Here is a 24,224-nt window from a genome sequence, read left to right on the forward strand (position 1 = left end):
CCGCTGCTCCGCGCCCCGGCGCGCCCCGACCCGGCGGACCCGGCATGGGCCAGCGCCCCGCCGGCTTCGGCCAGCGTCCCGGCGGACCCGGCGGTGGAGCAGGACGTCCCGGCGGTGCCGGTCGTCCGGCCGGCGGCGGCTTCCAGCGCCCCGGCGGCGCTCCCGGTGCCGGTGGCGGCTTCGCCCCGCGTCCCGGTGGCGGCGGCGGTCGCGGTCGCGGCCCCGGCGGTGGAACCGCAGGAGCGTTCGGTCGCGGCGGCGGCAAGAGCAAGGCCCGGAAGTCCAAGCGCACGAAGCGTCAGGAGTTCGAGCTCAGGGAGGCTCCGTCGCTCGGCGGCGTCAGCGTCCCCCGCGGTGACGGCAGGACGGTCATCCGTCTGCGCCGCGGCGCGTCGATCTCCGACTTCGCCGACAAGATCGAGGCCATGACCGGCGTGCCGGTGCCCCCCGGCAACCTGGTCACCGTCCTCTTCGCCCTCGGCGAGATGGCGACGGCGACCGAGTCGCTCGACGAGGCCACCTTCGAGGTGCTCGGCTCCGAGCTCGGCTTCAAGATCCAGGTCGTCTCGCCCGAGGACGAGGACAAGGAGCTCCTCGAGGGCTTCGGTCTCGACCTCGAGCAGGAGCTCGACGACGAGACGGACGAGGACCTCGAGATCCGTCCCCCCGTCGTCACCGTCATGGGTCACGTCGACCACGGAAAGACGCGCCTGCTCGACGCGATCCGCAACGCCAACGTCGTCGCCGGCGAGGCGGGCGGTATCACGCAGCACATCGGTGCGTACCAGGTCGTCGCGGAGCACGAGGGCATCGAGCGCCCGATCACCTTCATCGACACCCCGGGTCACGAGGCGTTCACCGCCATGCGAGCCCGCGGTGCCCAGGTCACGGACATCGCGATCCTCGTGGTCGCGGCGGACGACGGCATCATGCCGCAGACCATCGAGGCGCTGAACCACGCCCAGGCGGCCAACGTGCCGATCGTGGTCGCGGTCAACAAGGTGGACAAGCCCGACGCCAACCCCGCCAAGGTGCGCCAGCAGCTCACCGAGTTCGGGCTCGTCGCCGAGGAGTACGGCGGAGACGTCATGTTCGTCGACGTGTCGGCTCGCGCGGGCACCGGCATCCAGGACCTCCTGGACGCCGTGCTGCTCACCGCGGACGCCGGTCTCGACCTGCGCGCCAACCCCAACAAGGAGGCACGCGGAGTCGCGATCGAGGCGAAGCTCGACAAGGGACGCGGTGCGGTCGCGACCGTGCTCATCCAGTCGGGAACGCTGCGCGTCGGAGACGCGATCGTCGCCGGAACGGCCTACGGCCGAGTCCGTGCGATGGCGGACGAGAACGGCAACGCCGTCCTCGAAGCCGTGCCGTCGCGTCCGGTGCAGGTGCAGGGACTCTCGTCCGTGCCCCGCGCCGGCGACACCTTCCTCGTCACCGAGGAGGACCGCACGGCCCGTCAGATCGCCGAGAAGCGCGAAGCCGCTCAGCGCAACGCCCTGCTGGCCAAGGCCCGCAAGCGCATCTCGCTCGAGGACTTCACCCGTGCTCTCGAGGAGGGCAAGGTCGAGTCGCTCAACCTCATCATCAAGGGCGACGTGTCCGGTGCCGTCGAGGCGCTGGAGGAGTCGCTCGTCAAGATCGAGGTCGACGACTCGGTGCAGCTGCGCATCATCCACCGCGGTGTCGGTGCGATCACGGAGTCGGACGTCAACCTCGCGACGATCGACAACGCGATCATCGTGGGCTTCAACGTCCGCCCCGACCCGAAGGCCCGCGAGCGCGCTGCTCGAGAAGGAGTGGACATCCGCTTCTACTCGGTCATCTACAACGCGATCGAAGAGGTCGAGAACTCGCTCACGGGCATGCTCAAGCCCGAGTTCGAGGAGGTCCAGTCCGGTGTCGCCGAGATCCGCGAGGTGTTCCGCTCCTCCAAGGTCGGCAACATCGCGGGTGTCATCGTCCGCTCCGGCACGATCACCCGCAACTCGAAGGCGCGCGTCATCCGTGACGGCGTCGTGGTCGGGGACAACCTGGCCATCGAGTCGCTGCGTCGCTTCAAGGACGACGTCACGGAGGTCCGTACGGACTACGAGGCCGGTATCGGTCTCGGAAAGTACAACGACATCCAGATCGGCGACGAGATCGAGACGATCGAGATGAAGGAGAAGCCGCGAGGCTGATCCGCTCCACTGGAAGGCCCGGGTCCGCCCGGGCCTTCCGGCGTCTCACGGCGCTGCCCGTGCGGATCGGGAGTCCCCTCCCTCCCTGCGGGAGGAATCGGGGCCGCATCGTGTCCCGGAGGCGCGGACCCTCCAACGGGTGCTTCCGCACCTCCGGGCGCGGTGGACCGATCTCGGTGGGTGCGCCCGCTGAGCGGGCGTCTCCCGAGCAGGGGGCGACGGTCGGCCCCCGATCCAGCCCCTCAGCCTCCCCACCCCGATCCCCGAGTCCTCGGGGGCGGACCCCCACTCCCTCCGATCGCAGGCACGGGCGGGGAGCCGCGAGGAGGCACCTCACCCGCGCCGTCGCAGACGCGCAGTGCCCCGTCCATGCCCACGAAGCAAGGCCCCCTCCGCGCGACCGGTCGTCCGGGCGGGGAGTGGTTGAATGGCGAGCTGAACGGTTCACCGAGAGAGATGTGAGGACCAGCCATGGCAGATCCGGCCCGGGCGAGGAAGCTCGCCGAACGTATCCAGGTGATCGTCGCGAAGCGGCTCGAGCGCGGTCTCCGCGACCCGCGCCTCGGCTTCGTCACCATCACCGATGTCCAGGTGACCGGCGACCTGCAGCACGCCTCGGTGTTCTACACGGTCTACGGCACCGATGAGGAGCGCGCCGATTCGGCCGCGGCCCTCAAGGCCGCCACCGGCATGCTCCGCACCGAGGTGGGCAGGAACATCACGTCCCGGCTCACGCCGTCGCTCGAGTTCATCCTCGACGCGGTGCCTGAGAACGCGAAGCACATCGAGGACCTGCTCGCCGCCGCGCGCAGCCAGGATTCGCAGGTGCAGTCCCTCGCCGCTCAGGCGGACTACGCCGGCGAGGCCGACCCCTACGTGAAGCCCCGCGAGGACGACGAGGACTAGGCGCCGAACCCGAACACCGCGGAGCCCGTGGCGACGTCGACCGATTCCAGGACGACGACGACACGGGCTCCCGGCGTGAGCGGGACCGGGAGGTCGACCGTGATCTCCGGGTCGAGCAGCTGGACCGAGGATCGGGTGCGCGCCGCGGAGACGACGATCCCGCTGAAGGAGGCTCCTTCGCGACCGCGCAGGACGGCGGCCTCGACGATCGCGGTCGCCGCACGGGAGGCGGCTCCGGCCCGGCGGTCGCTCGCGGCGAGGAGCGGCGGGAGCAGGGGCAGCGCCTCGCGCAGCTGCAACGGGATCGTCCCGCCGCGGGACACCGCGAGGCAGACGGCGAGGCCGAACCGGTCCACCAGGCGCCGCAGCGGCGCGGTGACGTGCGCGTACGGCGCGGCGAGGGCCGCCTGCTCGGGGTGCTCCGGCGGGGCGCCGTCGAACGCGGTGTAGCCGGCGCCGCGGAACAGGCTCGCCGCGGCGTACATGATCGCGAGCTGCGCGGGGTCGTCGGTGTCGAGGCGACGGAGGTAGGCGCCGTACGCCTCCTCCTCGGGCCACGGAACGCCCAGCGCCGCGGCCCGGGACCGGAAGGCGGTGACGGTCGCAGGGTCGGCGTCGGGCATGGTCCGGAGGATGCCGACCCCCGCGTCGAGCATCATCGTCGCGGCCGCCATCCCGGTCAGCAGCGAGACCTGGGCGTTCCAGCCCTCGACGGCCAGGGGAGCGCGGCGCTCGACCCGGTAGCCGCCGTCGACGGCGACGATCTCCTCCTCGGGCAGCGTCAGGCTCGCTCCTCCGCGCTCGGCCTCGCGCGCCAGGCGCTCGCGCCCGAACCAGGGGAGCAGTGCGATCGAGGGGTGCGGATCGCCCGCGTCGACGCTTCTCTGCACGCCCTCGTAGTCGAGCCGGGCCACGCTGCGCACGAGCGCCCGCTCGAGGTGCGCCGAGCGCGGCTCCGCCCGCTCGTCGAGGGTCAGCGTCCAGACCAGCGCTCGACGGGTCTCGTCCGGCAGGAGCGACGCGGTCCCCTCGGAGAGGACCGCGGGGTGCAGCGGGACGCGGCCGTCCGGGAGGTAGTAGGTCTGACCGCGCAGGCGCGTCTCGGCGTCGAGCGCTCCGCCGGTGCGGACGACCGCGGGCACGTCAGCGATGGCGTAGCGGAGGACGACGCCCTCCGGCGTGCGCTCCAGGTGGAGGGCCTGGTCCAGGTCGAGCGAGCCGGGCGGGTCGATCGTCACGAAGGGGAGATCCGTCCGGTCGACGCGGCCCTCGTCGTCCGCTCCGACGTCCGCGTGCTCGGCCTCGGCCAGCGCGTCCGGCGGGAACGGGCCGGGCAGGTCGTTCTCGACGCGGACCGCGGCGAGGGCTCGCTGGACGTCCTGGGCGAGGTCGATGTCGAGGGCGCGCTCGACGGCGGCGTCGGGGCGGGGGAGGCGGAGGCGGCGACCGGTCACGGCGCCGACCCTACCCGCCTCCTCCGACGCGGACGCGGGTCGGAGGGCGTCTAGGAGCCGGGGAGGAGGTAGCCGTCCTCCGGGCCGCCCGTCGCCAGGCCGTCGGCGAGAAGCCCGGCCAGAGCGCGAGCGCGCTGGTCGGCGTCCGGCCAGAGCGTCTCCACCTCGGCCGCCGTGACGGGTCCGTGCGCGGCGCGCAGCTCGGCGAGGATGAGGCCGCGGACCTGGCGGTCCGAGCCCTCGAACCGCTTCTGCTTCGGCTTCACGGTCCCGGTGTGCTCGGGGTACCCCTCCGCCCGCCAGCGGCAGAGGTCGCGGATCGGGCACTCGTCGCAGCGCGGAGCGCGGGCGGTGCAGACGATCGCCCCGAGCTCCATCGCGCCGGCGTTGAAGGCCGCCGCCTCGGAGAGCGACTCGGGCAGCAGCGCCGACATCGCGGCGAGGTCGGCCTTCGCGCGGGGCGGGCCGGGCTCCGCCGCTCCGTCGACCGCGCGCGCGAGGACCCGCCGGACGTTGGTGTCGACGACGGGGTGCCGCTTCCCGTAGGCGAACACGGCGACGGCGCGCGCGGTGTAGTCGCCGATGCCGGGCAGTGCGAGCAGGGTGTCGACGTCGTCGGGGACCACGTCGCCGTGCTCCTCGGCGATCGCCACCGCGCAGGCGTGCAGGCGCAGGGCCCGCCGCGGGTAGCCGAGGGACTGCCAGGCGCGCACCGCCTCGCCGGGCGGGACGGCGGCGAGTGCGGAGGGTGTCGGCCAGCGCTCCAGCCACTCCGCCAGACGCGGGACGACGCGGACCACGGGGGTCTGCTGCAGCATGAACTCGCTGACGAGCGTGCCCCAGGCGGGGAAGCCCTCCCGGCGCCACGGCAGGTCCCGTGCACTGGTCCGGAACCAGGTGACGATCGCGTCGGCGAGGGCGGAGGAGGGCATCAGCCCACACTAGGCGGCGGCGCGTATCGTGGGCGGATGACCAGGTGGGCTCCGCAGAAGGCCGATGTGCTCGACGCTCTCGCGGCGGAGGTGCTGCACAACTACGGTCGCGGACGGGTGAAGGTCGGGATCGACGGCGACGACCCCGCGGTGAGCGCGGCGTTCGCGCTCGACCTCGCGGAGGCGCTCCGCCGGGCCGGCAAGGACGCGATCGTCGCGCACCTCGCCGACTTCCGACGCCCCCGCGCCGATCGGGACGACCCCACCGTGCCCGAGGAGCAGCGCTCCTACGCGGCCGGCTACGACTACGAGCTCCTGCGCCGCGTGCTGCTCGATCCGTTCACGCTCGGCGGCAGCACGGGCTTCGTCCTCGCGGGCTTCGACGCGGTGCGCGACGAGGCGCGGCAGGCCCGCTGGCGGACCGCCGGCCGCGACGCGGTGCTGCTCGTCGACGGCGAGTTCGCCCTCCGGCCGGAGCTGCGCGGCGCGTGGAGCACCAGCATCCGCCTGGACACGCAGGAGCCCCCGGTGGACGCGGCGTACCGCGCCACGACGGACCCGCGCCGCCTGGCGGGGATCCTCGTCGACATCCGCGATCCGGAGCAGCCCCGGCGCCTCTTCGCCGACTCCTGCTGAGCGCCCGCCTGCAGAACGAAGGCCATGGCCGCGTCTACCCCGTGGAACGCGTCGATCGGGCCGCGCCGGCCTTCGTCGTGACGGCCGGACGCACGCCGGTCCGCCGCCTCAGACCAGGCCGGCCCGGCGGACGACCTCGGCGGGAGGCAGGAAGGCGCCCGCCCGCTCGACCTCGTGCACCAGGTCGACCAGCAGCTGGTTGACCGGCGCCTCGCGCCCGCCGCGGTGAGCGGTGCGGACCACGGCCCCGGCCAGGTGGTCGATCTCACTCGGCACTCCGCGACGGACGCTCTGCAGCGTCGATCCGGGGTTCGGCACCTCGCCCATCCGCGCGGCCATCCGTCGGGGGAGCAGCTCGACCACGGGCAGGGGAGCGGCGGCGAGGGCGCGGACGGAAGCGTTCGAGAGTCCCTGCAGAGAGCCGAAGCGGACGCCCGACGCGAGGCCCGTCCGGGCCGCCTCGCGCATCGACCGGGCGAGGACGCGCCGGAGTCCCGGATCGTCGATCGTCTCCTGGACCGAGAGCCCGGTGATCGCGGGCAGGGCGTTGACCTCGTTGATCAGCAGCTTCGTCCACTGCGCACCGGTGAAGTCGTCGGTGACGGCGGTGGGGACCGCCTCGCCGAGCACGGCGGCGGCGCGGCGCACGTGGTCGTCGGCCGGGCGGCCGGGGACGCCCAGCGTGGTCGTGGCGGGAGCTGTGACGGTCACGCGGCCGGGTTCGAGGTGGCTCGCGGCGAACAGGGCGAGAGCGCCCACGAGCCGGGCGTCGCGCACCTGCCGGGCCGCGGCGGTGAGTCCGTCCAGTCCGTTCTGGACGACGACGACGAGGGTGCCGTCGACCGTGCGGCGGTTGGTGCGCAGCGCGTCCTCGGCGTCCTGCGCCTTCGTGCAGACGAAGGCGAGATCGGGCACCAGGTCGAGGGACTCGCCGCAGCGGACCCAGGCGGTGTGCTCGCCCCACGCCCCGTCGAGCCGGATCCCCGACCGGCGGATCGCGGTGAGGTGGCCGCCTCGGGCGGTGACTTCGACGTCGTGCCCGGCGCGGTCGAGAAGGGCGGCGATGGTGCCGCCGACGGCGCCTGCTCCGAGTACTGCGATCCTCATCCGGACAGCCTAGGACGGGCGGGAGAGGGGTCCGGCTCCACCCCGGGGGTACTCCCGATCCGTCCGTGTATCCTCGCACCCGTGCTCGAGACCCCCGCCCCGGCTCCGAACGGGATCCTCCTGCTGGACAAGCCCGGCGGCATCACCAGCCACGACCTCGTCTCGCGGACCCGCCGCCGCGCGGGGACCCGGAAGGTCGGCCACGCGGGGACGCTGGATCCGATGGCGACCGGGCTGATGATCCTCGGCCTCGGCCCCTCGACGCGGCTGCTCACCTACCTCGTCGGCCTCGACAAGCAGTACGAGGCGACGATCCGGCTGGGCTCCTCCACCACCACCGACGACCAGGAGGGCGAGGTGCTCGCCTCGGCGGATCCCGCCCTCGTCGCGGCCCTCGCCCCGGAGTCGGTGTCCGATGCGATCGCCGCCCTGACCGGAGCGATCGAGCAGGTCCCCAGCACCGTCAGCGCGATCAAGGTCGACGGCCGCCGCGCCTACGCCCGCGCCCGCGACGGCGAGGAGGTCGTGCTCGCCTCCCGCCCCGTGACCGTCTCGGAGTTCGCCGTCCTGGCGACCCGCACGGTCGAGGGGTTCCTCGACCTGGACGTGCGCGTCACCTGCTCCTCCGGCACCTACATCCGCGCGCTCGCCCGCGACCTGGGCGCGGCGCTCGGCGTCGGCGGCCACCTGACCGCGCTGCGGCGCACCGCGGTCGGCCCCTTCTCCGTGGCGCAGGCCGGCGAGATCGAGGAGCTGGACGTCCCCGACGCGCTGCTGCCGCCGACGCTCGTCGCCGGCGAGCTGTTCCCGCTGCTGCGCCTCGACGCCCAGGAGGCGGGCGATCTCGCGAACGGCAAGCGCATCCCGGCCCCGGAGGCGGTCGCGGGCGTGAAGGGCCTCCTCGCCGCGGTCGGCCCGGGGGAGCGGCTGATCGGCCTCGCCGAGCGGCGCGGCACCCAGCTCAAGAGCGTCGTCAACTTCCCCACCGAGGACCTCCGGACGGCCGCCTCGTGATCGAGTGGTTCACGATCCTCCAGGTGGGGATCGCGGTCGCGGCCGGCCTGCTCTGCCTCGTGCTCGGGCTGCTCGCCCGCCGCCCCTCCGACGTCTCGGTCGGTGCGACGGCGATCGTCGAGCTGCTCCTGATCGTCCAGCTGGCGGTCGCGATCGTGTCGCCGCTGGTCGGCAACCGCCCGTCGGGGAGCCTGCCGGAGTACTACATCTACTTGATCTCGGCGCTGCTCCTGCCGCTCGCGGCCGGCTTCTGGGCGCTCATCGAGCGGAGCCGCTGGAGCACCGTGATCCTGGGCGTCGCCTGCCTCTCGATCGCGGTCATGGTCTACCGGATGCACCAGATCTGGTTCTTCCAGAGCGCCTGATCCCGCCCGCCACCGGGCCCGGCCCGGCGAGCGCCTAGCATGGACGTGCGATGTCGAAACCAGCCAGCGATGCGTCCGGACGGGCCGCTCACGACCCCTTAGTCCCCTCGGCCCCCGGGAGCGGAGAGCCGACCCGTTCCTCCCGCTCGCGCGGGATCGGCAGCCTCCTGGTCGTCGTCTACGGGATCCTGGCGCTCGCCGCGACGGGACGCTCCGTCTTCCAGATCCTCGACCGCTTCGACGAAGCGCCGCTGGCGTTCTCGCTCTCGGCGCTCTCGGCCGTCGTGTACATCGTCGCGACCGTCGCGCTGATCATCCCCGGCCGCGCCTGGCAGCGCGTCGCCTGGGTGACCATCACGTTCGAGCTGGTGGGCGTGCTCGTGGTCGGCGCTCTGAGCCTCCTCGCGCCGCAGCTGCTCGGGCTCTCCAGCGCCGACCCGTTCGGGCGCCAGTCCACGGTGTGGGCGGCCTTCGGCGCCGGCTACCTGCTCATCCCTCTCGTCCTGCCCGTGCTCGGCCTCTGGTGGCTCCGAGTGCAGGGGCGGCGCGCGGCCCGGGCGACCGCCTGATGCGCGTCGAGACCCGCCCCGGCGACCTGGCCGGGATCGGACCCTCGGCCGTCACGATCGGCAAGTTCGACGGCGTCCACTCCGGGCACCGGGCCGTCATCGGCCGGCTGCACGAGCGGGCCCGCGAGCAGGGGCTCGCCGCGGTCGTCGTCACCTTCGACCGCAATCCGCTCAGCGTGATCGCGCCGGAGAAGTGCCCGCCCGTCCTGGTCGGCAACGAGCAGAAGCTCGAGCTCCTCGCGGGGACCGGCGTGGACGCGACGCTGCTGCTCACCTTCGACGAGGAGTTCCGGGCGCTCTCGCCCGAGCAGTTCGTCCAGCAGGTGCTGGTGGAGGCGCTCGAGGCCCGCGTGGTCCTCGTCGGCTCCGACTTCCGCTTCGGCGCGCGGGGAGCGGGCGACGTCGACCTGCTGCGCGTGCTCGGCGGGCAGCACGGCTTCGAGGTGGAGCTGATCGACGACGTGCGGCCCGAGGACGGCCGCCGTGTCTCCTCCACCTGGATCCGCGAGCTGCTGGCCGAGGGCGACGTGGAGCACGCGACGCGCCTGCTCGGGCACGAGCCGGTGGTCCGCGGAGTGGTGGTGCACGGGGCGAAGCGCGGGCGCGAGCTCGGGTTCCCCACGGCCAACCTCTCGCCGGAGTCGCAGGGCCTGATCCCGGCCGACGGGGTCTACGCGGGCCGGCTCACCACCGACGGCGTCACGCATCCCGCCGCGATCTCGGTCGGCAGCAACCCCACCTTCGTCGGAGTGCCGCCCAAGCAGGTCGAGGCCTACGTGCTCGACCAGACCCTCGACACCCTCGACCTCTACGACCGCGTGGTCGACGTGTCCTTCGTCGGCCGGATCCGCGGCCAGGTGGCCTACGAGGGCGTCGAGCCGCTCATCCGCCAGATGAACCACGACGTCCTGCGCGTGCGCGAGGTCCTCGGCATCGTCTGAGTGGGATGCCGAGTGCCGCCTAGCAGGGGCCGCGGGCTTGCACCAGCGGGGGAGGCGGGTGGGGCATCGGCGTACCGTGGCCGCATGAGCGAAACCCCCTCCGACTCGGCGCGCCCCCTCGCGCTCGTCACCGGCGCGACCGGCTACATCGGCGGCCGACTGACGCCGCGCCTCCTCGAGGCGGGCTTCCGGGTGCGCGTTCTGGTGCGCGACCCGCGCAAGCTGGTCGACGTGCCGTGGGCGGAGGAGGTCGAGGTCGCCCAGGGCGATCTCGGCGATCCGGAGTCGCTGGAGGCCGCGGTCGAGGGCGTCGACGTCCTCTACTACCTCGTCCACTCGATGGGCTCGGGCAACGACCACGCCCACTTCGAGGAGGTCGAGAGCCGCGCGGCGCAGAACGTCGCCACGGCCGCGGAGTCGGCCGGCGTCGGCCGCATCGTCTACCTCGGCGGCCTGCACCCGGAGGGCCAGGAGCTGTCGAAGCACCTCCGCTCCCGCGCGGAGGTGGGCCGGATCCTGATGGAGTCGGGAGTGCCGACGATCGCTTTGCAGGCGGGCGTGATCATCGGCTCCGGGTCAACCTCCTTCGAGATGGTGCGCCACCTCACCGATGTGCTGCCGTACATGCCCGCGCCGCAGTGGGTGCGCAACTTCATCCAGCCGATCGCCGTGCGCGACGTGCTGCACTACCTGATCGGCTCCGCGTCGCTCGAGGACGCCACGCTCAACCGCACCTTCGACATCGGCGGGCCCGACGTGCTCCGCTACGGCCAGATGATGAACGGCTACGCGGTCGAGGCCGGGCTCCCGCAGCGGCCGATCGCGTCCCTGCCGGTGTTCACCCCGTGGCTGGCCTCGCAGTGGGTCAACCTGGTCACGCCGATCCCGCGCTCGCTCGCGGTGCCCATCATCGCCTCGCTGCAGTACGACTGCGTCGTGCACGAGCAGGACATCCGCGCGCTCATCCCCGATCCCGAGGGCGGGCTGACCTCCTACCGCCGCGCGGTCCGCCTCGCGCTGGGCAAGATGCAGGCCGGCGAGATCGAGACGAGCTGGCAGAACGCGGAGGTCGTCGGCGCTCCCAGCGACCCGCTGCCGAGCGACCCGGAGTGGGCCGGCCACACGGTCTACGTGGACCTCAAGGAGCGCCGCACCCACGCCGACCCGGCCAAGCTCTGGCGCGTCATCGAGGGCATCGGCGGCACCAACGGCTGGTACTCCTTCCCGCTCGCGTGGGTGATCCGCGGCTGGATGGACCGCCTCGTCGGGGGAGTGGGCCTGCAGCGCGGGCGCCGCGACTCCGCGCGCCTGCACGCCGGCGACGCCCTCGACTTCTGGCGCGTCGAGGAGATCGAGCGGCCGAAGCTCCTGCGCCTGCGCGCCGAGATGAAGGTGCCCGGCGGGGCCTGGCTCGAGATGCGCGCCGAGCCCTCCGGAGACGGCGGCTCGGTCTACACGCAGCGCGCGGTGTTCTTCCCGCAGGGCCTCGCGGGCCGGCTCTACTGGTTCGCGATCCTGCCCTTCCACGGCATCATCTTCAACGGCATGGCCAACCGCATCACGGCCACCGCGGCCGACCTGCCGGACTCCGGCGACGAGCGCTCCCCTGGCGGGCGCCGGGTGCAGCGGTGACAATGGAGGGGTCCGGCGGCGGCGAGACCGCCCGGGACGCCGACGAGAGGAGCACGATGAGCGAACGGTCGAGTACGGACGCGGGGCGCGGACTCCAGCTGGGGAAGGTCCTCTTCATCGGGGACAGCATCATCCAGGCGGGAGCCTGGGGCGAGTGGCTGACGGAGTCGACGGTCGTCGACGAAGGGGTCGGAGGGGCCACCACGGCGGACGTCGTCGCGAGGCTCGCCGAGCTGGTCGCGCAGGAGCCGGACACGGTGGTGCTGCTGATCGGCACCAACGACCTCGCCTGGCACCGCACGACGGAGCACGTCGTGCGCAACATCGAGACGATCGTCGCCACCTTCCGGCGCGACCTGCCGGACGTGCGCATCCTGGTGACCTCGGTCCTGCCGCGCGGACACGAGTTCGCGCCGCAGATCCGCGAGATCAACCGCCACCTGTGGCAGTTCGCGCCCACGGCGCACGCGGGCTACCTCGACCTGTGGCCGGTGCTCGCGGGCGAGGACGGCGGGCTGCTCGAGCAGTGCTCGCCGGACGGCCTGCACCTCAACGAGGACGGCTACCGCGCCTGGCGCGAGGCTCTGGGCCCGGCGCTCGACGCGGTCGTGCGGATGCCTCCGAGGACCCGCCCGATCACGCTGCCCTACGACGAGTTCGCACGGCCGAAGACGGCCTAGCGCAGCACCGTGGAGGGGGAGTCGACCGCAGGGTCGGCTCCCCCTCCGTCATTCCGCCGCCAGGGCGGCCTCGAAGGCCGCGAGGGCGTCCGCGGAGAAGAGGACGAACCGGACCTCGTCGAGGGCGCCGTCGGCGGTCTCCGCGCGGACCGACTCCACGGCGATGCGCGCTGCGTCGTCCATCGGCCAGCCGTAGACGCCCGCCGAGACCGCCGGGAAGGCGAGGGTCCGCGCACCGAGACCGACGGCCGTGCGCACCGACTCGCGGTAGGCCGAGGCGAGGACGGCGCTGCGGTCCTCCGACCTCGAGTGGACCGGACCGACGGTGTGCACGACCCAGCGTGCCGGGAGGCGGCCGGCGGTCGTGGCGACCGCGGAGCCGGCGGGAAGGCCGTCGGGCAGCTCGGTCTCGCGGAGCCGACGGCACTCGACGAGGATCTCCGGGCCGCCCGCGCGGTGGATCGCGCCGTCGACGCCGCCTCCACCGAGGAGGGACGAGTTCGCTGCGTTCACGATCGCGTCGACGTGCTCGCGGGTGAGGTCGCCGCGCACGGCTCTCAGGGTGGTCACGACTCCTCCTCCAGGCTGCGGCCGAGAGCGGCGATCGCCGCAGGCCCCACGCGGCAGCAGCCGCCGATCAGGTCCGCCCCCGCTGCGCGCCAGGAGGCGACCAGCGCGGGATCGAAGGCCGCGTCGCCCGTCCAGCGGCGCTCGACGGCGTCCCACTCCTCGCCGCTGTTCGGGTACACGACGACCAGCTTGCCGGTGACGGAGCGGGCGATGCGGACCGCCTCGGCGACGTCGCCGGGCGGGCAGCAGTTCACCCCCACGCCGACCACCTCGCCGGAGGCGGCGGCGACGGCGAACGCCTCGGCCAGCGGCTCGCCGGCCGCGGTGCGTCCCGAACGGCCGCTTACGCAGATCCAGGCGGGGACCGAGGAGCCGGCGAGGGCCTCCACGACGGCCCGCACCTCCCGCACCGACGGGATCGTCTCGACGGCGAGCAGGTCGGGCCCGGCCGCGGCCAGGGCCTCCAGGCGCGGGCGGTGCCAGGCGGCGAGCTCGCCGACGGTGAGGTCGTCGTCGCCTCGGTACTCGGAGCCGTCGCCGAGGCTCGCGCCGTAGGGACCGACGGAAGCGGCGACCCAGCCGCTCTGCGCGCGCCGGGCCAGGTCGACGCTCTCCCGGAGGGCGCGCTCGACGAGGCCCGGGGGCAGGCCGGCGGCCGCGAATCCGCTCGCGGACACCTGGTAGCTCGCGGTCACCGCGACCCGGGCGCCCGCCTCGGCGAAGGCGCGGTGCGCGGCGACGACGCGGCCGGGCTCCTCCAGCAGGACCCGGGCGCTCCACAGCGAGGAGTCCACTGCGGCGCCCTGCTCCTCCAGCTCCGTGCCCAGGCCCCCGTCGAGCAGCAGCGGCCGCTCCCGCGCCGCGGCGACGAGGTCGGCGGTCACGAGCGGTTGTTGGAGAGCTCGAAGATCTTCACGAGCTCGGCGATCGCCGCCTCGCGGGCGTCTCCGCCCTCCTCGAACATCGCGGTGATGTGCGTGCGGAGGTGGTTCTCGACGATGAGCTTGTTCAGCGAGCCGAGCGACTTCTGGATCGCGAGGGACTGCGTGACGATGTCGACGCAGTAGTCCTCGTTCTCGATCATCCGCTCGAGGCCGCGCATCTGGCCGCCCAGGATCCGGGCACGGTGCAGCGAGCGCTTCTTCAGGTCCTCGATCACTCCTCAAGCCTACGCGCCGCGGGCAGTACCCGGGCGGGGTATCCGGACGCCTACGATCGAGGGGTGAGCACCCGCAAGCCGTCCCGCGCGACCGCCGCCCGCTACCCCTCGCGCGACCGCGCGCGCATGGCGCTGGCGCCCGGGATCCTCGGCGCGATCGTGCTGCTCGCCGGGCTCGCCCTCGTCGGCTCCGACGCCTACGACTTCATCCGCTACCCGGTCGCGATCCTCGCGGCGGTCATCGGCTGGTTCGCGATCCAGGCGCGCGCGCTCCTCTGGCTGATCGGGCTCGTGCCGGTGCTCGTGCTGTGGAACCCGGTGCTGCCGTTCGCGTTCCCGGACGCGATCTGGTCCTCGCTGAGCCTCGCCGCGGTCGGCGTCTTCGTGGCGGCGGGCCTCGTCATCCGCGTCCCGACCCCGGAATGACGACCAGCGCGACCGTCCGCGCGGCGCAGCGCCGCCCGAACCGCGCCGAGGAGTAGACTGACGGCGCACCCGCACGCCGGGGATGCTGCGACCGGGTCCCAGACCCGTTGCTCGGAGCTCCCGACGGCCACCGGATGCACCGACGCCCGACGCCTCTCCGGAGGCGATCCGGCGGATGCACGGCGACGGCAGCGCGCGGGAACCCCTCCTCCGCCCCCCGTCACACATCGAGGAGGAGCATGGCTCGCAGCGGCCAGCGTCAGTCCGGTCAGACGCGACGAGCGTCGAACGCCGCCGGGAGCCGACCCCGATCGCGCTCGCGCGGTGTGGACAACGCGGGGATCATCCCGATCCTCGCCCGCCGCGTCCGCGAGGTGGAGGCGAAAGCCCAGACCGGCAAGGTCGGGCCGACCAACCGGACGAAGTTCCTGGTGATCGCCCTCCTGATGCGCGAGGAGCGCAAGCGGGTCAAGGTCGATCCCTCGCTCAGCGACGCGCAGCGCGCCGAGGAGATGAAGCGCCTCGACGGCATCGCCACGATCCTGGCCAAGACGGCCGCCCGCGACACCAGCCTGATCGCGCTGCTCGAATCGGAGGCCGGCGTCACGGCGGCCGCGCAGAAGCTCCGCCGGGACTGGCTGCTCGAGGCGGGCGCGGAGCTCAGCCCCGACGAGCTGCTGATCGTGACCGAGCCGGAGCCCAAGCCCGAGGTGCCGGTCAACCAGGTCGTGCCGCAGTCGGTGCGCGCCCGCCAGCTGGCGAACCCCTTCCTCCCGCCGGACTTCTCGATCGCCGAGGCCGCGGCTCCGGCGCCGCGCCGCCGGCTCGACGACTGGGAGCTGCTCGGGCCGCTCTTCAAGGCGTTCGAGTACGGAGCGGGCGGACGGGCCGCGAGCATGGAGCTCCCGGAGCCGCCGAAGCTCGACCGGGTCTCCCCGCGAGGCCGCGAGCTGATGCCGCACCAGGCGCGCTTCATCGAGAGCGCCCGCGAGGGCCACCGCAGCTTCCTGCTCGCCGACGAGCCGGGTCTGGGCAAGACCGCGCAGAGCCTCCTCGCCGCCTCGGTGGTCGGGGCGTACCCGCTGCTCGCGGTGGTGCCGAACGTGGTCAAGATGAACTGGGCGCGCGAGGTCGAGCACTGGACGCCGCAGCGGCGCGCCACGGTCATCCACGGAGACGGCGGCACGCTCGACGCGTTCGCCGACGTGGTCATCGTCAACTACGACATCCTCGACCGGCACATCGGCTGGCTCGGGAGCCTCGGCTTCCGCGGCATGGTCGTCGACGAGGCGCACTTCATCAAGAACCTCCGCTCGCAGCGCTCGCAGAGCGTGCTCGCGCTGGCGTCGAGGATCCGCGAGACGACGCCGGGGCACGATCCGCTGATGATCGCGCTGACCGGCACCCCGCTGATCAACGACGTCGACGACTTCCGCGCCATCTGGCGCTTCCTCGGCTGGATCGACGAGACCAAGCCGGGCCCGGAGCTGATGGGCCGCCTCGAGGAGACGGGCCTCACCCCCGCCGACACGGGCTTCTACCCGGAGGCGCGCGAGGCCGTGATCGACCTCGGCATCGTCCGGCGCAAGAAGATCGACGTCGCCGCCGACCTGCCGTCGAAGCGGATCGTCGACCTGCCCGTCGAGCTGGACGACGACCTCGGGCGCTCCATCCAGAAGGCCGAGCGCGAGCTCGGCGCCCGCATGCTGCAGCGCTTCAGGGCGGTCACCGCCTCGATCACCCACGAGCTCGACGACGACGAGCGCGAGCGGTTCATCCGCATCGTGGCGCAGAGCGAGCTCGAGGAGTCGAAGTCGGCCAAGACCGGCGAGAACGTCTTCACCATGGTGCGCCGGATCGGCCAGGCCAAGGCGGCGCTGGCCGCCGACTACGCCTCGCAGCTGGCCCGCTCGGTGGGCAAGGTCGTCTTCTTCGCGAAGCACATCGACGTGATGGACCAGGCGGAGGACACCTTCGAGAAGCGCGAGCTGACGTCCGTCTCCATCCGGGGCGACCAGACCGCGGCGTTCCGCCAGACGCAGATCGACGCCTTCAACGAGGACCCCGACGTGTCGGTCGCCGTCTGCTCGCTCACCGCGGCGGGTGTCGGCGTGAACCTGCAGGCCTCGTCCAACGTGGTGCTCGCCGAGCTGTCGTGGACCTCGGCCGAGCAGACGCAGGCGATCGACCGCGTGCACCGCATCGGCCAGGAGGAGCCGGTGACGGCGTGGCGGATCATCGCGGCGCACACGATCGACGCGAAGATCGCGGAGCTGATCGACGCCAAGGCCGGTCTCGCCGCCCGCGCGCTCGACGGCGCGGACGCCGAGACGGCCTCCGCCGACACCGTGCAGCTCGACGCCCTCATGCACGTCCTGCGCGAGGCGATCGGCTGAGCACGCCCGACCGGGCCGGCTGAGAGCGCTCAGTCGGCCCGCGCGAGGGGTGCGGCGAAGAAGTCCCTCTCGAACAGGCTGGACCGCAGGAACGCGTCCCTCATCGCGGCGCGCTCCCTCGGCGAGGCGTCCCGCGCGGCCTGCTCCGTGATCGCGATCGCCCGCTCGGTGGCGGCCGCGAAGACCGGGTCGCCGTAGGTGAGCAGCCAGTCCGCGTAGGGGTGCTCGGGGTGCCCCGAGGCGGCGAGGCGCGTCCCGACGTCGGCGTAGAGCCAGAAGCAGGGGAGCAGGGCGGCGACGATCTCGCCGTAGCCGCCGCGCGAGGCGACCGCGAGCAGGTGATCGGTGTAGCCGCGGGTCACGGGCGCCGGAGCCGAGTCCCTGGTCCCGAGCCGGTCGCGGTGCAGCTGCGCCTCCGCAGCGAGGGCGGACGCCGAGCCCTCGGCCCAGAAGACCTGCTCCGCGGTGGTCGGCGCACGCTGCGCCGCCACGGCCAGGACACGGGCGTACTCGGTGAGGTAGAGAGCGTCCTGCTCGAGGTACCACTCGAAGTCCTCGCGCCCGAGGGAGCCGTCGCCGAGGGCCCGCACGAACGGGAGCGCGTCGATCTCGTCGCGGAGCGTCCGCGTCCGCTCCCAGACGTCCGCGCAGAACGCCGGGGGACGTTGCCGGTGGAAGTGGTCGATCGGGCCGTTGCCGGTGCCGACCTCGAGAGCGTCGGCGGCGCGCAGGGCGCCGGTCAACCACTCCTTGGCCTCCGTCAGCGCCTCGACCAGGGCGTGGGAGGAGGCGTCGCGCCCGGCCAGGAGCGTCGCCATCGCGGACGAGAGCGAGCACCCGGTGCCGTGCGTGTTCGAGGTGGCGACGCGTTCGCCGGGGACCTCGCGCACGAGGCCGTCGGGAGTGACGATCGCGTCCGGGGTGGCGGGGCCGTCGAGGTGGCCGCCCTTCACCAGCACGGCGGCGTCGAGGGCGCGGGCGAGCGCCGCCCCCTGCGCGAGCGCGGCCGGCCAGTCGGAGGCGGTCGGCTCTCCGGCGAGCACGCCCAGCTCGGGGAGGTTCGGCGTCACCAGGTCGGCGCGGCGGAGCAGATCGCGCACGGCGTCCTCTGCCTCGGGAGCGAGCAGCCGGTGCCCGCTGGTCGCGACCATCACCGGATCCACGACCACGACGGGCGGCCGGACCTCGTCGAGCCACTCGGAGACGACTCCGGCGTACTCGGCCGTGGCGAGCATCCCGATCTTCACCGCGTCGATCGTGACGTCGTCGCTGACCGCGTCGAGCTGCTCGCGGAGGAACGCGGCGGGCGGCAGGTGCAGGGAGCGGACGCCGTGCGTGTTCTGCGCGACGAGCGCAGTGACGACCGCCATGCCGTAGCCACCGAGCGCGCCGATCGACTTGAGGTCGGCCTGCACGCCGGCGCCGCCGGTCGGATCGGTGCCGGCGATGCTCAGGACCCGGGGGATGCGGGCGCGGGTGGTCACCGGTCCCACTCCGCTCGGATCAGACGTGCGGCCGCCGCGGGGTCGGCGGCCGTGCAGATCGCCGACACGACCGCGAGTCCGGCCGCGCCGGCGTGGCGGAGGGGGCCCGCGTCCGCGGCTCCGACTCCGCCGATGGCGACGCAGGGCAGCGCCGTGGCCGCAGCGAGGGCGGCGAACCCGTCGACACCGAGGGGAGCGGGGTGGTCGGGCTTGGTCGCGGTGGGCCGGATGACGCCGACGCCGAGGTAGTCGACCGTCCCCGCGGGCAGGGCGCGGACGGCGGCGAGGTGCTCGGGGGTGTTCGCGGTGAGCCCGATCACCGCGTCGGGACCGAGCAGCGAGCGGGCGGCGGTGACGGGCAGGTCGGCCTGCCCGAGGTGGACGCCGTGGACGCGGGCGCCCGCGAGGCGGGCGGCGAGGGCGACGTCGACGCGGTCGTCGACCAGCAGGGTCGTCCGCTCGTCGAGGACGGCGGCGACGGCCCGGGTCAGGGCGACGAGCTCCGCGGCGGAGGCGTCGTGATCGCGGATCTGCACGGTCGTCACCCCGCCCCCGACGGCGGCGGCGACCACGGCGGGCACGCCGCGCGGGCCGCACTGGGCGGTGTCCGTGACGAGGTAGAGCGAGAGGTCGAGGCTCATGCGATCCGCGCCCCGGCCTCGGCGTCGGCCGGCTGGAGGGCAGCGAGGGCGTCGAGGAGGCCGACCGCGAAGGACCCGGGACCGCTGCTCGCCGCAGCGGCACGCTCGGCGGCCAGGCCCCAGACCGCGGAGGCGCTGACGGCAGCGTCCAGCGGGCGGGCGCCCGCGCCGAGGAACGCCGCCATCACGGCGCCGAGCGCGCAGCCTCCGCCGGTCACGCGGGTCAGCAGCGGGTGGCCGCCGGTGACCCGGACGACCCGCTCGCCGTCGGTGACGAGGTCGACCGCTCCCGAGACGGCGACCACGCCGCCGATGCGGCGGGCGAGGACGCGGGCGGAGTCGAGCGCCTGCTCGGCGGTGTCGACGGCGTCCACGCCGCGGCCGCCCGCACCGGCTCCCGCGAGGGCGAGGATCTCGGAGGCGTTGCCGCGGATGATCGCGGGCCGCGCCTCGAGCAGCTCCACCGCCAGAGCGGTGCGCACGGGCAGCGGGCCGACGGCGACCGGATCGAGCACCCACGGAGTGCCGGCGCGTCCGGCCGCGGCGACCGCCTCGCGAGCACCCTCGCGCTGCTCCGCTCCGGGCGTGCCGAGGTTGACGAGCACGGCCGAGGCCAGGCCCGCGAAGACGCCCGCCTCGCCGGGCAGGTCGCACATCGCCGGGCTGGCGCCGAGGGCCAGCAGGCTGTTGGCGGTGAAGCCGGTGACGACCGCGTTCGTGATGCACTGCACCAGCGGTCCGGCGGCACGGAGCTCGGCGAGATCGCGGCCCACGGACGCCCGGTCGGGCGCCGTGTCGGCGGGGAGGGTCGGGTGGACAGGCGTGCGAATGCTCATTCGCGACATCCCTTCGCTAGTACGAACTAGATCAGGTTCAACGGGTCTTCTCTCAGCCCTGGCGGGCACCCCGTGTCACTGCGCACGACCCTAGCAGCGGGCGCGGGCGCGCTCGCTCCTGCATTCCGAGCCGACGCAGCGGGCGCGGGGCCTCGTCACCCCGGCGCTCCGGTGCGCTCGCTCAGCCGGTGAGGATCGTCGAGTCCCCGCGCGGCCCCACCGCGACGCGGAGGCCGATCGGCAGCCGCTCGCGCATCGCGTCGACGTGGCTGATCAGGCCGATCGTCCGCCCGCCCGACCGCAGCTCGTCGAGCGTGCCGAGCGCCGTCTCGAGCGTCTCGGCGTCGAGCGAGCCGAAGCCCTCGTCGATGAACATGGTCTCGAGCGAGATGCCGCCGGACTGCGCCGTCACCACGTCGGCGAGGCCGAGGGCGAGGGCGAGCGAGGCCAGGAACGTCTCGCCGCCCGACAGCGAGGCGGGCTGCCGGCGGACGCCGGTGAAAGCGTCGAGCACGTCGATCCCGAGGCCGGAGGCGGCACCGCGGTAGGCGAGCGAGTCGTCGTGGGCGAGGGCGTAGCGGCCGCTGGTCATCGCGTCGAGGCGGAGGTTCGCCGCGGTCACGATCTCCTCCAGGCGTCCGGCGAGGGCGAAGGCCTCGAGGTCCATCCGGCGCGTGTTCTGCCCTCGGCCGGAGACGGTCTCGGCCAGTGCGCGCAGCTCCTCGTGGCGGCGGAGGCGCTCACCCAGGACGGTGAGGCGGGCCGCGGCCTTCGCGGCGAGCTCGGCCAGGCGCTCCGAGCGGTGCTCGAGCACGGAGAGGCGGGCTCGCGCCTCGTCGCGACGGGCGGAGGCCTCGCGCGAGCGCTCCTCAGCGGCGGCGACGTCGACGGCCGTGCCCGGCAGCTCGCGGAGCTCCGGGTCGGACAGCACCGCCTCCGTCGCGCTCCGCCGCCGCTCGTGCTCGGCGACGACGGCCTCGGCCCGCGCCCGGTCCCCGCTGGCCAGCGCGGCCGACTCGGCCTCCTCGGCGGTCGCGAAGCCGCGCTCGCCGAGGACCTCGGCGAGCTCCTCCCGGGCGGCGGCGGCGGCCTCGGCCCGCGAGACGGCCGCCTCCTCGGCCTCGACCAGGGCGACGGCCCGGCGGCGCTCGGCGCTCAGCTGCTCGACCCGTGAGGCGACGCTCGCCGCACCGTCACGGGAGGCCTCGACGCGCTCCTGCAGCACCCGCAGCGCTTCGGCGGCGAGGGCGGACTCGTCGGCGCGGGTGCGGTGCTCCTCGCGAGCGGCGTCCCGTCCGGTCGTGAGAGCGTCGATCCGGGAGCGCAGCCGGGTGCGCTCACGCCGGAGCTCCTCGGTGCGGGCGGCCGCCGCGCGGGCCGAGGCGAGCCGCTCCTCGTGCGCTGGGCGGAGCGACTCCGGGTCCGCGTCCCCGCCCACCCGCTCCTTCAGCGCCGCCAGAGCCAGGGCCGCGGCACCCTCGCGCTCGCGGGCGCCGTCGAGGGCGGCGGCGGCGCGCTCCACCGCGGCGCGGGCCCGGTCGAGGTCGTCGGTGCCGACCGTCGTCGGGCCGTCGTGCTCGGCCGGGCGGGGGTGTTCGCACGAGCCGCAGACCGGGCAGGGCTCGCCCGGCTCCAGCCGCTCGGCGAGCTCCCCGGCGAAACCGGCGAACCGGCGCGCGATCAGGGCGGACTGCTCCGCGGCGCGCTCCCCGTGGACGCGCGCCGCATCCGCGTAGGCCGTGCGGAGCCGCTGCAGGCTCGCCGCGGTGAGATCGCGCTCGAGGGCTGCGGCGATCCTCCGCTCGAGCACGGCGAGCTCGTCGACGCGCGCGGGGACGGCGGCGGCCTCGTCGGCGAGGGACTCCTCCTCGGCGGCGAGCGCGTCGACCCGGGCGGGCAGCCCGCGCAGCTCCGCCTCGATCCCGGCGAGCGCGGTCGCCGCCGCCTGCTCGGCGCGCGCGGACCGCTCGGCGGAGCGCTCCGCGTCGGGGAGTCGGCGCTCGTCGGCCAGCCCCTCGGCGAGGGCGCCGAGGACGGCGGCGAGCCGTTCGGCCGTCTCGGCGGCCGAGCCCGCAGACGAGTCCCCGTAGGCGTCGGCGGCGAGGTCGCGCTGCTGTCGGGCGGCCCGCTCCTTCTCGGCGGCTGCCCGGGCCGAGCGGAGCAGCGGCAGCACGCCGTCGGCCCGGCGCGCGCGCTCGATCCCGGCCCGCTGCTGCTCGACGTGCGCCTCGGCGACCGCGAGCTCCTCCGCCTCGATGAGAGCGCGCCGGCGCCGCTCCTGCCCCCGGGCGATGCGCCGGGCCTCGTCGAGAGCAGTGCCCGCGGCCTCGTGCGCCGCGTCGGCCGAGGCGGCGCCGGCCCGGGCGGCCTCGAGCGGAGCGGCGAGCCGCGCCGGCAGCCCGGCGAACCAGGCGGCGTCCGGCAGGGGCGGCTCGGCCTCGTCGTCCAGGAGCCGGACGGCCTCGTCCGCGAGCGCGGTCACGGCCGCGCGCTCCTCCTCGAGCCCGACGGCGCCGGCATCGCGCTGCTCGAGCAGGCGGCGGCGGAGCAGATCGAAGCGCTCGGTCGCGAAGAGCGTGCGCAGGAGCCGCTGCCGGTCGTCGTTCTTCGCGAGCAGGAACTCGTGGAAGCGGTTCTGCGCCAGCAGGATCACCTGGAGGAACTGGTCCTTCGTCAGGCCGACGATCCGGCCGATGTCGGCGCCCACCTCCTTCGCGCTCGACGAGAGCCCGACCCAGGAGCCGTCGACCCGCTCCAGCAGCTCGACCTTCGCCGGCTGGGTCGTCGTGCCGGTGCCGCGCCGCTTCGGCCGCTCGTACTCGGGCGAGCGCCGGACGCGGTAGACCCGCCCCGCCGCCTCGAACTCGAGCTCGGCGAACGTCTCGTCCTCGGGGCCGCTGTGGTCGCTCCGGAGGCGCGAGGCGGTGCCGTCGAAGCGGGGGACCGAGCCGTAGAGCGCGAACGCGATCGCGTCCAGGATCGTCGACTTGCCCGCTCCGGTGCGCCCGGCGATGAGGTACACGCCCACGTCCTCGAGTCGGTCGAAGTCGACGCACTGCTCGGCGCGGAAGGGTCCGAGCCCGGCGAAGGCGAGTCGGCGGATCCTCACCGCAGAGCCTCGGCCTCGACGGCTGCGAGCGCGTCGAGGGTGAGGGCGCGCTCGGTCTCCGTGGCGCCGTGGCCGCCGCGGACGTGGGCGAGGAAGTCGTCGACGACCTCCACGTCGCTCCGCCCGCGGATCCGCTCGGCGTAGGCGCGCGGCTCGGCCGCGGCGTGCGGGGGCCGGTGCTCGAGCGTCGCGCAGCCGGGGAAGCGCGACTGCAGGCGCGCCATCGCGTCGAGCGGGCGCACCGGATCGGTGAGCACCGCCGAGACCCAGTCGCCCTCCACCTCGGCCAGGGAGGGATCGCGCAGCAGCTGCTCGAGCTCGCCCTCGATCACACTGAGCCTCCTCGGCACGGGGAGCGGCGACCACTCGACGCCCTCGAGCCCCCCGGGCCCGATCGTCACCAGCCAGGCGCCGCGCGGCTTCGACGCCTCGCCGAACGAGTAGTGCAGCGGCGCTCCGGAGTAGCGCACGCCCGGCAGCAGCTCGGCGCGCCCGTGGACGTGCCCGAGCGCCGCGTAGTCGGCCGCGGCGAAGTGCTCGACCGAGACGTAGTCGAGCCCGCCCGCCGTGATGTCGCGCTCGAGGACCGCGGCCGGGGCTCCGACCGCGAAGCAGTGCGCGAGCACGACCCAGGGACGACCCGCCGCCTCGGCGGCGGCCTGCACCCGCCCCATCGCGAAGGCGAGCACGTCCTCGTGGCGGCGGAGCTGCTCCTCGGGGTGCCGGTGGCGGTAGAGCGCGGGCTCGAGGAAGGGGATCCCGTGGACGCCGACCTCGAGGCCGGACGAGTCGCGCAGCACGACCGGCTCGGCGTACGCCTCCGGGTCGGTCAGGACGTGGACCCCCGCTCCGCGCAGGAGCCCGGCCTGGAAGCCGAGCCGGGCGGGGGAGTCGTGGTTGCCGCTGGTCAGGACGACCTCGGCGCCGGCCGCGCGGATCTCCTCGAGCGTGCGGGTGAGCAGCGTGTAGTGCTCCGCGGCGGGGACCGCGGAGTCGAAGACGTCGCCCGCGATCAGCACCGCGTCGACCCGCTCGACCCGCACCGTCTCGACCAGGGCCTCCAGCACCGTCGCGAGCGCCGCCGTGGTGGAGTGACCGTGGAAGGTGCGGCCGATGTGCCAGTCGGAGGTGTGCAGCAGCTTCACGGTCGTCCTTCCTCTGCGTCGTCCGGGGGAGCGACTCCA

General features: G+C 74.3%; 22 protein-coding genes and 1 riboswitch. Of the genes, 11 read left to right on the forward strand and 11 right to left on the reverse strand.

The genetic code is table 11. The features are described 5' to 3' along the window. Both infB and rbfA read left to right on the forward strand, forming a co-directional pair. On the forward strand, nt 1–2,183 hold a 2,183-nt coding region (gene infB, locus C5D08_RS07515), incomplete at its 5' end, for a translation initiation factor IF-2 (protein WP_104276577.1). 471 nt (nt 2,184–2,654) lie between these two features. Beyond that, nucleotides 2,655–3,089 (forward strand): 30S ribosome-binding factor RbfA, encoded by a 435-nt coding sequence (gene rbfA / locus C5D08_RS07520; RefSeq protein ID WP_104223052.1) that lies wholly within the window; start codon nt 2,655–2,657, stop codon nt 3,087–3,089. On the opposite strand, the gene C5D08_RS07525 is transcribed toward rbfA, so the two are convergent. Then, the gene (locus C5D08_RS07525) at nt 3,086–4,543 is read right to left on the reverse strand and encodes a ribonuclease catalytic domain-containing protein (protein ID WP_258067353.1); all 1,458 of its coding nucleotides are present in this window, start codon (nt 4,541–4,543) and stop codon (nt 3,086–3,088) included. The genes rbfA and C5D08_RS07525 overlap by 4 nt on opposite strands. A 50-nt stretch (nt 4,544–4,593) precedes the next feature. Then, entirely contained in the window at nt 4,594–5,475 is an 882-nt protein-coding gene (locus C5D08_RS07530; RefSeq protein WP_104276503.1) for an A/G-specific adenine glycosylase, read from the reverse strand. Nucleotides 5,476–5,511: 36 nt separating this feature from the next. Here C5D08_RS07530 and C5D08_RS07535 point away from each other — a divergent pair, with 36 nt between their 5' ends. Continuing rightward, on the forward strand, nt 5,512–6,111 hold the full coding sequence (locus C5D08_RS07535; protein ID WP_146086043.1) for a hypothetical protein: 600 nt from the start codon (nt 5,512–5,514) through the stop codon (nt 6,109–6,111). Nucleotides 6,112–6,219: 108 nt separating this feature from the next. On the opposite strand, the gene C5D08_RS07540 is transcribed toward C5D08_RS07535, so the two are convergent. Continuing rightward, nucleotides 6,220–7,218 carry a ketopantoate reductase family protein gene (locus C5D08_RS07540; protein WP_104276505.1) on the reverse strand — a complete coding sequence of 333 codons (999 nt, stop codon included), beginning with the start codon at nt 7,216–7,218 and terminating at the stop codon, nt 6,220–6,222. Nucleotides 7,219–7,299: 81 nt separating this feature from the next. Between C5D08_RS07540 and truB the strand changes: the two genes are divergently transcribed. The 6 genes from truB to C5D08_RS07570 all read left to right on the forward strand — a co-directional run bounded on the left by truB (nt 7,300) and on the right by C5D08_RS07570 (nt 12,419). Next, nucleotides 7,300–8,232: a tRNA pseudouridine(55) synthase TruB gene (gene truB / locus C5D08_RS07545; RefSeq protein WP_104276506.1), complete on the forward strand. Its 933-nt coding sequence runs from the start codon at nt 7,300–7,302 to the stop codon at nt 8,230–8,232. Further along, nucleotides 8,229–8,597, forward strand: coding sequence for a hypothetical protein (locus tag C5D08_RS07550; protein ID WP_104223058.1), 369 nt, complete (start codon nt 8,229–8,231; stop codon nt 8,595–8,597). Before truB ends, C5D08_RS07550 begins: the two co-directional genes overlap by 4 nt. Before the next feature lie 50 nt (nt 8,598–8,647). After that, a complete protein-coding gene (locus C5D08_RS07555) occupies nt 8,648–9,166 on the forward strand; it encodes a hypothetical protein (RefSeq protein ID WP_258067354.1) in 519 nt (172 codons plus the stop codon). Further along, nucleotides 9,166–10,107: a bifunctional riboflavin kinase/FAD synthetase gene (locus C5D08_RS07560; protein WP_104276507.1), complete on the forward strand. Its 942-nt coding sequence runs from the start codon at nt 9,166–9,168 to the stop codon at nt 10,105–10,107. The genes C5D08_RS07555 and C5D08_RS07560 overlap by 1 nt, the downstream gene beginning before the upstream one ends. Before the next feature lie 84 nt (nt 10,108–10,191). Continuing rightward, complete coding sequence (locus C5D08_RS07565) at nt 10,192–11,739, forward strand: SDR family oxidoreductase (protein WP_104276508.1); 1,548 nt, start codon at nt 10,192–10,194, stop codon at nt 11,737–11,739. A 56-nt stretch (nt 11,740–11,795) separates the two neighbouring features. Beyond that, complete coding sequence (locus tag C5D08_RS07570; RefSeq protein WP_104276580.1) at nt 11,796–12,419, forward strand: GDSL-type esterase/lipase family protein; 624 nt, start codon at nt 11,796–11,798, stop codon at nt 12,417–12,419. A 48-nt stretch (nt 12,420–12,467) separates the two neighbouring features. Here the strand turns inward: C5D08_RS07570 and C5D08_RS07575 are convergent, their stop codons facing one another. The 3 genes from C5D08_RS07575 to C5D08_RS07585 are packed head-to-tail and all read right to left on the reverse strand — an operon-like array spanning nt 12,468 to nt 14,148. Next, nucleotides 12,468–12,989 (reverse strand): O-acetyl-ADP-ribose deacetylase, encoded by a 522-nt coding sequence (locus C5D08_RS07575; protein ID WP_104276509.1) that lies wholly within the window; start codon nt 12,987–12,989, stop codon nt 12,468–12,470. Beyond that, nucleotides 12,986–13,873: a homocysteine S-methyltransferase gene (gene mmuM, locus C5D08_RS07580; protein ID WP_104276510.1), complete on the reverse strand. Its 888-nt coding sequence runs from the start codon at nt 13,871–13,873 to the stop codon at nt 12,986–12,988. Before mmuM ends, C5D08_RS07575 begins: the two co-directional genes overlap by 4 nt. Continuing rightward, entirely contained in the window at nt 13,870–14,148 is a 279-nt protein-coding gene (locus C5D08_RS07585; RefSeq protein WP_104223062.1) for a metal-sensitive transcriptional regulator, read from the reverse strand. Before C5D08_RS07585 ends, mmuM begins: the two co-directional genes overlap by 4 nt. Before the next feature lie 63 nt (nt 14,149–14,211). Between C5D08_RS07585 and C5D08_RS07590 the strand changes: the two genes are divergently transcribed. Next, nucleotides 14,212–14,574 carry a DUF6804 family protein gene (locus C5D08_RS07590; RefSeq protein WP_244229446.1) on the forward strand — a complete coding sequence of 121 codons (363 nt, stop codon included), beginning with the start codon at nt 14,212–14,214 and terminating at the stop codon, nt 14,572–14,574. Between the two features lie 239 nt (nt 14,575–14,813). Beyond that, on the forward strand, nt 14,814–16,970 hold the full coding sequence (locus tag C5D08_RS07595) for a DEAD/DEAH box helicase (protein WP_104276511.1): 2,157 nt from the start codon (nt 14,814–14,816) through the stop codon (nt 16,968–16,970). A 29-nt stretch (nt 16,971–16,999) separates the two neighbouring features. Here the strand turns inward: C5D08_RS07595 and thiD are convergent, their stop codons facing one another. The 5 genes from thiD to C5D08_RS07620 form a co-directional block, all read right to left on the reverse strand. Beyond that, nucleotides 17,000–18,454 (reverse strand): bifunctional hydroxymethylpyrimidine kinase/phosphomethylpyrimidine kinase, encoded by a 1,455-nt coding sequence (thiD, locus tag C5D08_RS07600; RefSeq protein ID WP_104276581.1) that lies wholly within the window; start codon nt 18,452–18,454, stop codon nt 17,000–17,002. Continuing rightward, on the reverse strand, nt 18,451–19,095 hold the full coding sequence (thiE, locus tag C5D08_RS07605) for a thiamine phosphate synthase (RefSeq protein ID WP_104276512.1): 645 nt from the start codon (nt 19,093–19,095) through the stop codon (nt 18,451–18,453). The genes thiD and thiE overlap by 4 nt, the downstream gene beginning before the upstream one ends. Continuing rightward, entirely contained in the window at nt 19,092–19,931 is an 840-nt protein-coding gene (thiM, locus tag C5D08_RS07610) for a hydroxyethylthiazole kinase (RefSeq protein WP_104276513.1), read from the reverse strand. Before thiM ends, thiE begins: the two co-directional genes overlap by 4 nt. Continuing rightward, nucleotides 19,923–20,014: riboswitch (TPP riboswitch) on the reverse strand. (Overlaps the previous gene by 9 nt.) Nucleotides 20,015–20,112: 98 nt before the next feature. Further along, nucleotides 20,113–23,040: an AAA family ATPase gene (locus tag C5D08_RS07615; RefSeq protein WP_104276514.1), complete on the reverse strand. Its 2,928-nt coding sequence runs from the start codon at nt 23,038–23,040 to the stop codon at nt 20,113–20,115. Further along, nucleotides 23,037–24,185: an exonuclease SbcCD subunit D gene (locus C5D08_RS07620; protein ID WP_104276515.1), complete on the reverse strand. Its 1,149-nt coding sequence runs from the start codon at nt 24,183–24,185 to the stop codon at nt 23,037–23,039. The genes C5D08_RS07615 and C5D08_RS07620 overlap by 4 nt, the downstream gene beginning before the upstream one ends. Nucleotides 24,186–24,224 lie beyond the last annotated feature (39 nt).

The sequence above is a fragment of the Rathayibacter sp. AY1B6 genome, from assembly GCF_002932755.1.
In the GTDB taxonomy this organism is placed as follows: Bacteria; Actinomycetota; Actinomycetes; order Actinomycetales; family Microbacteriaceae; genus Rathayibacter.

What these genes read in the sequence shown, in the direction of transcription:
- C5D08_RS07570 (WP_104276580.1), top strand. Translation starts at nt 11,796, where the DNA reads ATGAGCGAACGGTCGAGTACGGACGCGGGGCGCGGACTCCAGCTGGGG.
- thiE (WP_104276512.1), bottom strand. Translation starts at nt 19,095, where the DNA reads ATGAGCCTCGACCTCTCGCTCTACCTCGTCACGGACACCGCCCAGTGC.
- C5D08_RS07555 (WP_258067354.1), top strand. Translation starts at nt 8,648, where the DNA reads ATGTCGAAACCAGCCAGCGATGCGTCCGGACGGGCCGCTCACGACCCC.
- C5D08_RS07595 (WP_104276511.1), top strand. Translation starts at nt 14,814, where the DNA reads ATGGCTCGCAGCGGCCAGCGTCAGTCCGGTCAGACGCGACGAGCGTCG.
- rbfA (WP_104223052.1), top strand. Translation starts at nt 2,655, where the DNA reads ATGGCAGATCCGGCCCGGGCGAGGAAGCTCGCCGAACGTATCCAGGTG.
- C5D08_RS07530 (WP_104276503.1), bottom strand. Translation starts at nt 5,475, where the DNA reads ATGCCCTCCTCCGCCCTCGCCGACGCGATCGTCACCTGGTTCCGGACC.
- C5D08_RS07565 (WP_104276508.1), top strand. Translation starts at nt 10,192, where the DNA reads ATGAGCGAAACCCCCTCCGACTCGGCGCGCCCCCTCGCGCTCGTCACC.
- C5D08_RS07535 (WP_146086043.1), top strand. Translation starts at nt 5,512, where the DNA reads ATGACCAGGTGGGCTCCGCAGAAGGCCGATGTGCTCGACGCTCTCGCG.
- C5D08_RS07560 (WP_104276507.1), top strand. Translation starts at nt 9,166, where the DNA reads ATGCGCGTCGAGACCCGCCCCGGCGACCTGGCCGGGATCGGACCCTCG.
- C5D08_RS07540 (WP_104276505.1), bottom strand. Translation starts at nt 7,218, where the DNA reads ATGAGGATCGCAGTACTCGGAGCAGGCGCCGTCGGCGGCACCATCGCC.
- thiM (WP_104276513.1), bottom strand. Translation starts at nt 19,931, where the DNA reads ATGAGCATTCGCACGCCTGTCCACCCGACCCTCCCCGCCGACACGGCG.